An 11,904-nucleotide genomic window follows, 5' to 3' on the forward strand; every position below is an offset into this window, starting at 1 on the left:
CCGGCGCCCCTGAGCGTCTGTCTTTGAATCCCCGCCCGGGGACGGTCAGTTCGTGCGGGCGGGCGAGGGGTCCTGGGCCTTCCGGGCAGCCGTGGGCGTGCGGTCGCCGCCGCGCAGGACGCCCGCGAACAGCATCAGCCCGCAGGTCAGTGCCGTCACCAGACCGAACGACACCACCAGGCTCGTCGCGTCCGCGACCGTGCCGATCGCCGACGGGGCGATGAGGCCCGAGGTGTACGTGATCGTGGCGACGCCGGCGATGGCCTGGCTCGGGTTCGGGCCGCTGCGCCCGGCCGCCGCGAAGGCGAGCGGCACGACGACCGCGATGCCGAGGCCGAGCAGTCCGAATCCGGCCATCGCCACGGGCGGGTTCGGGGCCACGACGACGAGCAGCGCGCCGCACGTGGCCATCACGCCGCTCACCCGCACGGTGCGCACCGCGCCGAACCGGTCGACCACCGCGTCGCCCGCGATCCGGGCGACGGCCATGGTGAGCGTGAACGCCGTGGTGCAGGCCGCCGCGAGACCGGCCGAGGTGTCGAGCACGTCCCGCAGGTACACCGCCGACCAGTCCAGGCTCGCGCCCTCGGCGAAGACGGCGCAGAAGCCGACCGCGCCGATCAGCAGCGCGGACTTGGGCGGCAGGGCGAACCGCGGCGGCGGCTCCTCGTCCGCGGTCGGCCGCAGGTCGAGCACCCACTGGCAGGCCGCGAACCCGACGACGGTCAGCACCGCGGCGGCCAGCAGATGGTGCAGCCGGGCGTCCGCGCCGATGTGCGCGGCGAGCGTGCCGCCGGCCGAGCCGATCAGCGCACCGGCGCTCCACATGCCGTGCAGCCCCGACATGATCGACTTGTCGAGGCGGGTCTCGATCTCGACGCCCAGCGCGTTCATCGCCACGTCCGACATGCCGGCCGTCGCGCCGTAGACGAAGAGCACCGCGCAGAGCGTGAGCAGGTTCGGGGCGAGCGAGGGCAGGGTCAGCGCCAGCGTCCACAGGGCGAGCAGCCCGCGCAGCGCCGTGCGCGCCCCGAACCGGTGGCTCACGCTGCCGGCCAGCGGCATCGCCACGGAGGCGCCGATCGCCGGGAAGGCGAGCGCGAGACCGAGCTGGCCCGCGCTCACGCCCGCGTGGTCCTGGATCCACGGCACCCGGGTCGCGAAGGAACCGGTCACTGCGCCATGGACGCAGAAGACGGCCGCGACGGCATAGCGCGCCCGCTTCAAGTCCCTCAGCGCGTACGTCACTTCACTCATCCGATGGGTCCCTCCCGGTACGTCCCCTTGTGCCGCCCCATACCCGTCCCCAGGCCGCGGCCGTAAACTATCAGGAACCCTGCCTGATAGTTAACCCGTTTCGGCGTAGGATCTCGCCATGCCCGCATCACCGAGCACCGCCCGGGCCATCAACGACCGGCTCGCGCTGCGCTTCCTCCAGGAGGAAGGGCCGCTGACGGCGGGGCAGTTGAAGGACCTCACCGGCCTGTCCAGGCCCACCGTCGCCGACCTCGTCGAGCGCCTCACCGCCTCCGGGCTCGTCGCGGTCGTCGGGGAGGCGGGTGCCCAGCGGCGCGGCCCGAACGCCAAGCTCTACGGGATCGTCGCCGACCGCGCGCACCTCGCGGCGCTCGACGTGCGCACCGAGGGCGTCCGGCTCGTCGTCGCCGACCTGCTCGGCAAGGTCCTCGCACAGGCCGCGCTGCCGATCGAACCGGGCGAGCAGACGGGCGCCGCCGTCGACCGCGCGGTCGCCCTCCTGGAACGTACGGCGAAGGAGGCCGGGGCCGAGCGGCTGCACACCGTCGGCGTCGGCGCCCCCGGCCTGATCGACCCGGCGTCGGGCGAACTGCGCGACTCGTCCGGCCTGCCCGAGTGGCACCGCCGCCTCGTCGCCGCGCTCCAGGAGCGGCTCCCGGCCCGGGTGCTGGTGGAGAACGAGACGAACCTCGCGGCCCTCGCCGAGCAGCGCGACGGCGCCACCCGCGACCGGGACACCTTCGTCCTGCTCTGGCTCGGACTCGGCATCGGCGCGGCGGTCGTCCTGGACCGCAGACTGCGCCGCGGCGCGTCCGGCGGGACCGGGGAGGTCGGCTTCCTCCCGGTCCCCGGCACGGACAGCCTGCCCTCCGCCACGGACTGCGGCGGCGGCTACCACTCCCTGGCAGGCTCGGGCGCGATCCTCCAACTCGCCGTCGCGCACGGCCTGGTGGAGCCCGGGGAGCCGGTGGAGCGGGCCGCGGAGGTGGTACGGGATGCGGTGACCTCCGGCGCGGCGGGCTTCCTTGACGCCCTGGCCGACCGGGTGGTCCTCGGCGTCGCCGCGGTGGTGGCCGTCCTTGACCCCGGCTGCGTCGTTCTCGCCGGGGAGGTCGGCCGGGCCGGCGGCGACGACCTGGCCCGCCGGGTCGCGGACCGCCTGACCGTGATGTCCCCGCTGGCGACGCAGGTACGGGCGGGCGAGCTCGGCGGGGGAGCGGTGCTGCGCGGAGCGCTGCTCATGGCGCGGGGCGCGGCGCAGGAGGACGTGTTCGGGGCGGGCTAGGGCCTGTCTCTCAGATCCCTCCTGCCCCGCGACGCCTGGCACGCACTCTCGCCTCACCGGGCGCAGACCCAAGTACATCCAGTACGAGGGTCGGCCCCCGGCAAGCCGAGAGCACGCACCAGACGCCGCAGGGCCCGCCCTCCGGGCGGACGGAGGGATCTGAGAGACAGGCCCTAGACGCGGCGGGGCCGTGTTGGTCGTCGGGTGCGGCTCGGGTGGGCTTCTCGCGCAGTTCCCCGCGCCCCTGAAAGCTGCGGCTTCGCCGCGCCTTCCCCCTGAAGGCCGCTGCCTTCCCGGTGGAGATCACGCACGAAGTGCGCATCTCCAGGGGCGCGGGGAACTGCGCGAGAAGCCCCGCCGGAGCCGCACCCGGCGACGCGGCCGGCGGAGGCCGGGTTCAGGTTCAGACCCCGCCGCGCCGAGCCAGGTGCTCCTCGAACGTCCCCGTCCCCACGGCCCGCTCCGGAGCGAGATGTCCGCCCGCACGGAACGCCCCGTACGCCTTCCCCGCGAGCCGCACGTTCACCACGGGCCGCCGCCGCCCCGTCGCCCGCAGATACGCGCGGGCCAGGTCGTCGAACGCCCGGACCTCGGGTCCGCCCATGTCGGGCACGCGCCCGGCGGGCGAGCCGAGCGCCAACTCGGCCAGCCGGTCGGCGACTTCGGTCACGTCCAGCGGCTGGTCGCTGACGCCCGCCGGAAGCAGCAGCACCGGCAGCTTCGCGAAGGCGTCCAGGACCTGGACCACCAGATCGTGGAACTGGGTGGTGCGCAGGACCGTCCAGCCGAGCCCCGACTCCTCGACCAGCTTCTCCACCGCGTGCTTCGCCCGGTAGTAGCCGTACGGCACCTCGTCCACGCCGACGATCGAGATGTAGACGAGGTGCGGCACCTGCGCGGCGCGCGCGGCCTCGATCAGGTTCCGCGCGGCCCGCTCGTCACCGCCGCGCGGCGTCGACGCGCAGTGCACGATCACGTCCACGTCCCGGACGGCCCGGTCGAGTGCGGGCCCGCCCTCGCGCAGGTCCACGGCGTACGGCTCGGCGTGCCGGCTCAGCACCCGCACCTCGTGCCCGCCGGCGCGCAGCCGCTCGGTGACGTGCCGGCCGAGCGTTCCGGTCCCGCCGGTCACCAGGATCGTGGTCATCGTGCATCAGTCCCTCTGTGCCCGGGGCGCTCCCGTGCGGAGCGCCCGTCGTCAGCTGAGAACCGACGAGCCGCCGCGAATGTGACAGCGGCGGGGATCGAATGTCAGGAGCCGGCCAGCTGACGGCTCACGAACCCCAGCTTGTCCGGGTTCATCACTGTGTGCCCGGCCAGGACGACACCGTCCCGCATCTCGAACGAGGTGACGCCGACGATCGCGTCGCCGGACCGCGCGACCACCGCGGGCGCCCCGTTGACCTCGGCGATCGCCATGTCCCAGCCCGCCGCGTACTTCTCCACGATGCCGGCCAGGAACCGCAGCACCTTGTCGCGCCCCTCGATGGGCCGCAGTGCGGACGACACCTTGCCGCCGCCGTCGCTGCGCCAGGTCACGTCGGCGGCGAGGAACTTCTCCAGGCCCGCCAGATCGCCCTCCCGGGCCGCCTGCACGAACGCCTCCACGAGCTCGCGCCGCACCGGCTCGGCGGCCTCGAAGCGCGACTCGTCCGCGTGCATGCGGGCGACCGAACGCCGGTACAGCTGACGGCAGTTGGCCTCGCCGAGGCCGAGCACGTCGGCGATCTCCCGATAGCCGTACGCGAACGCCTCCCGCAGCACGTACACCGCCCGCTCCGTCGGCGTGAGGCGCTCCAGGAGCAGCAGCAGCGCGCAGGACACCGCGTCGCGCCGCTCGGCGTACTCCAGTGGCCCGAGCGCGCCGTCCGAGGTGACGACGGGCTCGGGCAGCCAGGGGCCCGCGTACTGCTCTCGCTGTACGCGGGCCGAGGCGAGGCGGTTGAGGCAGAGGTTCGTGACGACCTTGGCGAGCCAGGCACCCAGGTGCTCGATCGCCCCGGGTTCGGTGGCCCGGAAGCGCAGGTACGCGTCCTGCACCGTGTCCTGTGCCTCCTCGGCGGACCCGAGCATCCGGTAGGCGAGCCCGAACATCCGCGGGCGCAGGCTCTCGAACTCGACGGTCGGATCAGGGTCAACAGCAGTCGTCACGCCCCCCAGCGTGCCAGAGCGTCCGTCGAGGTCAACAGGGACCCTGGTCCTGCCACACCCCCCACTCGCCGGTGGTCCCGGGCTCCTCGCCCTTCGTCCACCACTTCGCCTTCCAGGAGTGCCCGCCGTGCGCAACGACGGTGCCCGTGCCGTACTCGGACGTCGCGCTCCACTCGGCCGCCGTGCAGGTCGCGCCGCCGGACGTGGGAGTCGGCGTGGGCGACGGCGACGGCGAGGACGTCGACCCCGGCCCCGGCTGCACGACGCTCGTGCCGCGCGCCAGATCACCGGCGAGCGCGTACGTCTTCCCGCCGAACGTGACCGTCCAGTTGGAGGGCGTCGACACCGGCAGGTAGTACACGAAGTCCACCGTCACGGAGGCGCCCGGCGCCACCGACTGCCAGCCCGGGAGCTTGAGCGAGACCCGGTTGTAGTCGCCCTTCAGGCCGCCCGCGTTGCTGCCGCTGTGGTCGCTGCGCACGATCGTGGTGCCGAACCCGGACTGGTCCTTGGCGTTGGCGGGCGCCGAGGTCCCGTAGTCGAACTGGAACTCCGTGCCGCCCGGCAGCGTCGCGGTCGTGTTGTTCGTGATCCGCACCTTGGGCGAGATCGGGTAGTTGGAGTCGCCGAGCGGGAACTCCCCGAAGTTCACGTCGATGTCGAGCGCCTCGCTCGGCAGGTCGATCGTGGACCGCTTCGCACCGTACGGCGTCGCCGACTTGAAGGCGTCGTAGAGCGTGGACGTCAGGGTGTCGCCCGGCTCGTACTGGCCCTTCGCCGCGTTCCACCCGTAGTCGCCGGCCAGCTCCCAGATCATCGCGCCGCCGATGCCCTTGTCCGCGACGTAGGAGGCCTTGGCCGCGACCGACTGCTCGTCCTCGGTCGACAGGAAGACCTTCTTGTCGGCGTTCCACAGCCACGGCGCGACGAGCGTCGAGTCGTAGTTCCGCTTGTACGTACCGGTCAGCCTGGTGTCGGCGGGGAAGCCGTACTTCGTGACGTAGTCCCCGAGGATGCCCTTCTCCAGGTTCTTGGCGTGCCACATCGGGTTCGAACCGGCGGGCGCCTCCTTGCCGTTGGTGTCGAGGTCGTGCCAGAGGTTGTCGATCCCGACGGCCCCGTCACCGCACTTGGTCAGGCCCGCACCCGCGGGGCAGTCGGTCGACGCGGCCCTGCCCCACAGCCCGTCCGTCCCGCCCTGTACGTTCTTGAACCCCCGCGTGTAGTACGGCAGTCCGATGTTGATCCGGCCCGCGGGCATCGAGCCGCGGAAGTAGTGGTACGCCCAGTCGGTGTTGAGGTAGCCGGTGCCGCCGTACTGGGACGTCGAGTACACGCCCGCGGCGGTGAGTTCGGCGTCCTTGCCGTCGTCGAACAGCGAGGCGTTCGGGCCGACGTACTCGTTCCAGGCGCCGTGCAGGTCGTAGGACATGATGTTGACGTAGTCCAGGTACTTCTGGACCTGGAAGGTCTCCATGCCGCGCAGCAGGTACCCGGAGGAGGGGGCGGCGACGGAGAGCAGGTAGTGCTTGCCGTCGGCGGCGCCCGCGCGGTCGAGCTTCTCGCGCAGGGACTTCATCAGGGCCGCGTAGCCCTTGACCAGTCCGGCCCTGCGGGCGTTCGAGAGCGACCAGTCGAGCGGGTTGCCCGCGTCCTTCATCGTCGTCGGGTACTCGTAGTCGATGTCGACGCCGTTGAAGCCGTACTTCTGGATGAACGCGACGGCCGAGTCGGCGAACGTGTCGATGCCCGTCTGGTTGACGCTGCCGTCCGCGTTCGTGGCCATCGCGTAGAAGCCGCCGGAGTCGACGCGCTTGCCGTCGTCCCCGAAGTAGCCTCCGGTCTCGGCCCAACCGCCCACGGAGATCAGGGTCTTGACGTTCGGGTGCTGCTTCTTGAACTTGGTGAGCAGGTTGAAGTGGCCCTTGTACGGCAGGTCCGGGTCCATCTCCGCGCCCGCGACCCCCGGCCACGTCATACCCGTCGCGGCGTTCGTCGCGCCGTCGGAGCCCACCGAGATCCTGTTGCCCGAATCGACGTGTGCGAAGGCGTAGTTGAGGTGGGTGACCTTGTCCCACGGGATGTCGGAGGCGAGATAGGCGGGCGTGCCGTCCTTGCCGGTGCGCCAGCCGGTGAAGTAGCCGATGACCCGGCGCTGGTGGTCGGCGCCCATCTTCTCGCGGCCGTCGCTGTCGTAGACCGAGCAGTACGGGACGGAGACGCCGGGCGTCTCGTAGAGGCCGTCGGGGCGACAGGACTCCTGGTTGTCGGAGGCGTCGGCCCGGGACGCCGTCGCGGGCAGCGAGGCGAGCAACAGCCCCGCGACGGCGGCGGCTCCGGCCAGCAGTACGGAGCGCGGGCGTCTGTGGGGACGGGAGAACGGCACGGCGGTTCCTCCTGGGGAGAGGGAGCGGTGGTGCTCGAGCAGGTTGCGAGGAACTTAAGAGGACTAGACCAGCGCGTCAATAGGTCTGTACCAATCTCGATCAACTCTCAACCACCGCACCCACCAGGCAAGTTGGCGCCGTATTCCCGGCAGCTCGCGAAAACCAGCGCCACGCCCTGTGAGTCAGCCCACAGGGATCGCATGCATGCACATCGATCGGACGTGGCACACTGGCCGTGTACCAGAAGCAGCGCACTCCGGGGTCGGTGAAAGTCCGAACCGGCGGTTACAGTCCGCGACCCGGTCACTTCCAGTGACCGGTTGACCAGGTGAAATTCCTGGACCGACGGTTAAAGTCCGGATGGGAGGCAGTGCGCGGCGGGCGGGCACCCAGTGTGCGCGTCGCCGTCTGTTCCGGGCACCCCACAGGTGCCCTGCGTTCGGCGTTGTCGCTCCCGGTGTCGTCGTCCGTACGTTCTGTCGTCGTCGTACGACAGTGCCCCGGAGTCCGTGCCCTATGAGGGAGGACTCGGGAAGTGTTCACCGGAATCGTCGAAGAGCTGGGCGAGATCACCGCCGTCGAGATGCTCGGCAGCCCGGTCGACGCATGTCGCTTCCGCGTCCGCGGCCCCGTCGTCACCGAAGGCGCCAAGCACGGTGACTCCATCGCGGTCAACGGCGTGTGCCTCACGGTCGTCGAGCACGAGGCCGACGCCTTCACCGCCGACGTCATGGCCGAGACCCTCAAGCGCTCCAGCCTCGGCGCGCTCGCCACGGGCTCCCGCGTCAACCTCGAACGCCCGATGGTCGCCGACGGCCGCTTCGGCGGACACATCGTGCAGGGCCACGTCGACGGCACCGGCACGATCATCGAGCGACTGCCCTCCGAGCACTGGGAGATCGTCAAGGTCTCGCTCCCGGCCGAGCTGTCCCGGTACGTCGTCGAGAAGGGCTCGATCACGGTCGACGGCGTCAGCCTGACCGTCGTCGAGGCCGCCGTCGACTACTTCACCATCAGCCTCATCCCGACCACGCTCGCGCTGACCACGCTCGGCCTCAAGCAGCCCGGCGACCCGGTCAACCTCGAGGTCGACGTCATCGCGAAGTACGTCGAGCGCATGCTCGGCCACGGCAGCACCCCGGGGGACACGAAGTGAACTGGCTCAACTCCGAAGCGTTCACGATCTTCGACCAGCACATCCTCTGGTCCGACATGATCGGCAACATCATCGGCCTGATCGCCCTCGCGCTCGGCTGGCGCCGCTCCATCTGGACCTGGCCCGCCCAGCTGATCTCCGGCGCGATCCTGCTGACCGCCTTCGCGACGGCCCACCTGTCGGGCAGCGCAGGCAAGCAGCTCGTCGTCATCGTCGTCGCCCTCTTCGGCTGGTGGCAGTGGAACCGCGGCAAGGGCACGGCGCAGGACGGCTCCATCGCCGTCCGGTTCGCCACCTGGCGCGAGCGCGGCGCCCTGATCGGCGCCGCGGCCGTCGGCACGCTCGCCGTGGGCGGCCTGTTCACCGCGTACCCGTCGTTGTCCTGGGACCCGTGGCCGGACGCGTACATCTTCGTCGGCACGGTCGTCGCGATGTACGCCCAGGCGCGCGGCATGGTCGAGTTCTGGTTCGCCTGGCTCCTGGTCGACGCCGTCGGCGTCCCGCTGAACTTCGCCAACGGCTTCGCCTTCTCCGGCTTCGTCTACGTCATCTACGGCGCGCTCGTCCTGTGGGGCATGCGCGACTGGTGGCTGCGGTCCCGCGCGGCCGCGGCCTCCGCCCCTGCGCTCGAAGGAGCCCACGCATGAGCACGGCAACCGTTCTGTACGAGGTCGAGGACCTCTCCCTGGACCCGGTCGAGCAGGCCATTCGTGACATCGCCGCGGGCCGCCCCGTCGTGGTCGTCGACGACGAGGACCGGGAGAACGAGGGCGACCTGATCGTCGCCGCCGAGAAGATCACGCCCGAGATCGTCGCCTTCATGATGAGCGAGTGCCGCGGCCTGATCTGCGCGCCCATGGAGGGCGACGAGCTGGATCGGCTCGACCTGCCGCAGATGGTCGGCAACAACACGGAGTCGATGAAGACCGCCTTCACCGTCTCCGTCGACGCCTCCGGTGCCCACGGCGTCACCACCGGGATCTCGGCGTCCGACCGCGCCACCACGCTGCGGCTGCTCGCGTCGGGTACGGCCGAGGCGGGCGACTTCGTCCGCCCCGGCCACATCTTCCCGCTGCGCGCCAAGCCCGGCGGCGTGCTCGTGCGCAACGGCCACACCGAGGCCGCCGTCGACCTGGCCCGCCTCGCGGGCCTGCGCCCGGCCGGCGCCATCGTCGAGATCGCGGGCGAGGACGGCGTCATGCTGCGCCTGCCCGACCTGATCCCGTTCGCCCGCAAGCACGGCCTGACGATCATCTCCATCGAGGACCTGATCGCGTACCGGCGCTCCGCCGAGCCGACCGTCAAGCGTGAGGCGACCGTCCAACTGCCCACCGCCTTCGGCGAGTTCACGGCGTACGGCTACCGCTCCACCGTCGACGGCGTCGAGCACGTCGCCCTCGTGCACGGCGAGATCGGCGACGGCGACGACGTGCTGGCCCGCATCCACTCCGAGTGCCTGACCGGCGACGTCTTCCACTCCCAGCGCTGCGACTGCGGCCCCCAGCTGGAGGAGTCGATGCGCCGCATCGTCGAGGGCGGCCGGGGCGTCGTCGTCTACCTGCGCGGACACGAGGGCCGCGGCATCGGCCTGCTGTCCAAGCTGCGCGCCTACGAGCTCCAGGAGCAGGGCCGCGACACCCTCGACGCCAACCTGGAGCTCGGCCTGCCCGCCGACGCCCGCGACTACGCGGCCGGCGCCCAGATCCTCACCGACCTGGGCGTACGCAGCGTGCGCCTGATGACCAACAACCCCGACAAGGTCGACGCCCTCACCCGGCACGGCCTCGAGGTCACCGCCCGCGAGCCCATGCCGATCACGGCGGGCGAGCACAACCTCCGCTACCTGCGCACCAAGCGGGACCGGATGGGCCACGACCTGCCCTGGCTCGACGCCCCCCAGACGTCCGCCTGCAACAACCAGTAGTCCACCGACCGACTGTTCATCTACGTACGTACGAGGAGAAGCGCGTGAGCGGCAAGGGTGCACCCGAACTGAGCGTGAAGAACTGCGGCGACCTGCGCGTGGCCGTCATCGCCGCCCAGTGGCACGAGAAGGTCATGGACGGCCTGGTCGACGGCGCCCTGCGCGCCCTGCACGAGCTCGGCATCGACGAGCCGACGCTGCTGCGCGTCCCCGGCAGCTTCGAGCTGCCGGTCGTCGCCAAGGTCCTCGCGGGCCGCGGCTACGACGCGATCGTCGCGCTCGGCGTGGTCATCCGCGGCGGCACCCCGCACTTCGAGTACGTGTGCCAGGGCGTCACGAACGGACTCACCCAGGTCTCCGTCGACACCGGCGTCCCCATCGGCTTCGGCGTGCTGACCTGCGACACCGAGGAGCAGGCCCTGGACCGTGCGGGCATCGAGGGCTCGAACGAGGACAAGGGGCACGAAGCGGTCACCGCGGCCGTCGCCACCGCGACCACGCTGCGTACGGTCTCGGAACCCTGGCGTTAAGGGCACGGGAGAGCCGCGTAAAGTAGGGGCCACCATGTCCAATAAGACGTTCGAGGAGCTCTTCACCGAGCTCCAGCAGAAGGCCGCCACCGGCGACCCCGCCACTTCCCGCACCGCAGAGCTGGTCGGCAAGGGCGTCCATGCCATCGGCAAGAAGGTCGTCGAGGAGGCCGCCGAAGTCTGGATGGCCGCCGAGTACGAGGGCAAGGAAGCCGCCGCCGAGGAGATCTCGCAGCTGCTGTACCACGTCCAGGTGATGATGGTCGCCCGCGGCATCTCCCTCGACGACGTGTACGCCCACCTCTGAGCCGTACCGCCCGTTCCTGACCCAACTCCCTCATTTCGCAAAGGAATCCGACCTCATGCTGCGCATCGCCGTCCCCAACAAGGGTTCACTGTCCGGACCTGCGTCGGCGATGCTCCATGAGGCCGGATACCGCCAGCGCAAGGAGTCCAAGGAACTCGTCACGGTCGACCCGGACAACGAGGTCGAGTTCTTCTACCTGCGCCCCAAGGACATCGCGATCTACGTGTCCTCCGGCAAGCTCGACATCGGCATCACCGGCGAGGACCTGCTGATCGACTCGGGCGCCAACGCCGAGGCGATCCTGCCGCTCGGCTTCGCCCGCTCCACGTTCCGCTTCGCCTCCCGCCCCGGCGCGGTCAAGGACCTCGCGGACCTGGCGGGCCGCACGATCGCCACCTCGTACGAGGGCATCGTCGGCAAGTACCTCGCCGAGCACGGCGTCGACGCCTCCGTGGTCCACCTCGACGGCGCCGTCGAGACCGCGATCGAGCTGGGCGTCGCCGAGGCCATCGCCGACGTCGTCGAGACCGGCACCTCGCTGCGCAACGCCGGGCTCGAGGTCTTCGGCGAGCCGATCATGAAGTCCGAGGCGTGCGTCGTCCGGCGCAAGGGCGCCACGGCCGACGACCCGAAGGTGCAGCAGTTCCTGCGCCGCCTCCAGGGCGTCCTCGTCGCCCGTACGTACGTGATGATGGACTACGACTGCCGCGCCGAGCACCTGGAGAAGGCCGTCGCCCTCACCCCGGGCCTCGAGTCGCCGACCGTGTCGCCGCTGCACAACGAGGGCTGGGTCGCCGTGCGCGCCATGGTCCCCGCCAAGGACGCGCAGCGCATCATGGACGACCTGTACGCCCTGGGCGCGCGGGCCATCCTCACCACGGCCATCCACGCCTGCCGCCTCTGAGGA

At 71.2% G+C, this 11,904-nt stretch carries 11 protein-coding genes and 1 riboswitch; of the genes, 7 read left to right on the forward strand and 4 right to left on the reverse strand.

The window, feature by feature from the left end; all coding sequences use genetic code 11:
- Window positions 1–45: 45 nt before the first annotated feature.
- A complete protein-coding gene (locus tag ACIBUY_RS35120) occupies window positions 46–1,257 on the reverse strand; it encodes an MFS transporter (RefSeq protein WP_365575378.1) in 1,212 nt (403 codons plus the stop codon).
- A gap of 118 nt (window positions 1,258–1,375) precedes the next feature.
- Here ACIBUY_RS35120 and ACIBUY_RS35125 point away from each other — a divergent pair, with 118 nt between their 5' ends.
- Window positions 1,376–2,542: an ROK family transcriptional regulator gene (locus tag ACIBUY_RS35125; RefSeq protein ID WP_399154808.1), complete on the forward strand. Its 1,167-nt coding sequence runs from the start codon at window positions 1,376–1,378 to the stop codon at window positions 2,540–2,542.
- Between the two features lie 403 nt (window positions 2,543–2,945).
- Here ACIBUY_RS35125 and ACIBUY_RS35130 read toward each other — a convergent pair whose 3' ends face one another.
- The 3 genes from ACIBUY_RS35130 to ACIBUY_RS35140 all read right to left on the reverse strand — a co-directional run bounded on the left by ACIBUY_RS35130 (window position 2,946) and on the right by ACIBUY_RS35140 (window position 7,079).
- The gene (locus tag ACIBUY_RS35130; RefSeq protein WP_365575373.1) at window positions 2,946–3,689 is read right to left on the reverse strand and encodes an NAD(P)H-binding protein; all 744 of its coding nucleotides are present in this window, start codon (window positions 3,687–3,689) and stop codon (window positions 2,946–2,948) included.
- Between the two features lie 104 nt (window positions 3,690–3,793).
- Window positions 3,794–4,693 carry an RNA polymerase sigma-70 factor gene (locus ACIBUY_RS35135; RefSeq protein WP_399154809.1) on the reverse strand — a complete coding sequence of 300 codons (900 nt, stop codon included), beginning with the start codon at window positions 4,691–4,693 and terminating at the stop codon, window positions 3,794–3,796.
- A gap of 31 nt (window positions 4,694–4,724) precedes the next feature.
- Entirely contained in the window at window positions 4,725–7,079 is a 2,355-nt protein-coding gene (locus ACIBUY_RS35140) for a chitinase C-terminal domain-containing protein (protein WP_399154810.1), read from the reverse strand.
- Window positions 7,080–7,327: 248 nt separating this feature from the next.
- Window positions 7,328–7,458, forward strand: a riboswitch (FMN riboswitch).
- 157 nt (window positions 7,459–7,615) lie between these two features.
- On the opposite strand from ACIBUY_RS35140, the gene ACIBUY_RS35145 reads away from it, so the two are divergent.
- Genes ACIBUY_RS35145 through hisG form a run of 6 tightly spaced genes read left to right on the forward strand, consistent with a single transcriptional unit; the run spans window position 7,616 to window position 11,901 of the window.
- Window positions 7,616–8,236: a riboflavin synthase gene (locus ACIBUY_RS35145; protein WP_399154811.1), complete on the forward strand. Its 621-nt coding sequence runs from the start codon at window positions 7,616–7,618 to the stop codon at window positions 8,234–8,236.
- A complete protein-coding gene (locus ACIBUY_RS35150) occupies window positions 8,233–8,883 on the forward strand; it encodes a nicotinamide mononucleotide transporter family protein (protein WP_365575360.1) in 651 nt (216 codons plus the stop codon). Before ACIBUY_RS35145 ends, ACIBUY_RS35150 begins: the two co-directional genes overlap by 4 nt.
- Window positions 8,880–10,160, forward strand: coding sequence for a bifunctional 3,4-dihydroxy-2-butanone-4-phosphate synthase/GTP cyclohydrolase II (locus ACIBUY_RS35155; RefSeq protein ID WP_399154812.1), 1,281 nt, complete (start codon window positions 8,880–8,882; stop codon window positions 10,158–10,160). Before ACIBUY_RS35150 ends, ACIBUY_RS35155 begins: the two co-directional genes overlap by 4 nt.
- A 44-nt stretch (window positions 10,161–10,204) precedes the next feature.
- Window positions 10,205–10,690: a 6,7-dimethyl-8-ribityllumazine synthase gene (gene ribH / locus ACIBUY_RS35160; RefSeq protein ID WP_365575354.1), complete on the forward strand. Its 486-nt coding sequence runs from the start codon at window positions 10,205–10,207 to the stop codon at window positions 10,688–10,690.
- A gap of 34 nt (window positions 10,691–10,724) precedes the next feature.
- Window positions 10,725–10,997: a phosphoribosyl-ATP diphosphatase gene (locus tag ACIBUY_RS35165; protein ID WP_018534786.1), complete on the forward strand. Its 273-nt coding sequence runs from the start codon at window positions 10,725–10,727 to the stop codon at window positions 10,995–10,997.
- Between the two features lie 55 nt (window positions 10,998–11,052).
- Window positions 11,053–11,901 carry an ATP phosphoribosyltransferase gene (gene hisG, locus ACIBUY_RS35170; RefSeq protein ID WP_365575351.1) on the forward strand — a complete coding sequence of 283 codons (849 nt, stop codon included), beginning with the start codon at window positions 11,053–11,055 and terminating at the stop codon, window positions 11,899–11,901.
- The last annotated feature ends 3 nt before the right edge of the window (window positions 11,902–11,904 follow it).

It is taken from the genome of Streptomyces sp. NPDC050085, assembly GCF_044460595.1.
GTDB lineage: Bacteria > Actinomycetota > Actinomycetes > Streptomycetales > Streptomycetaceae > Streptomyces.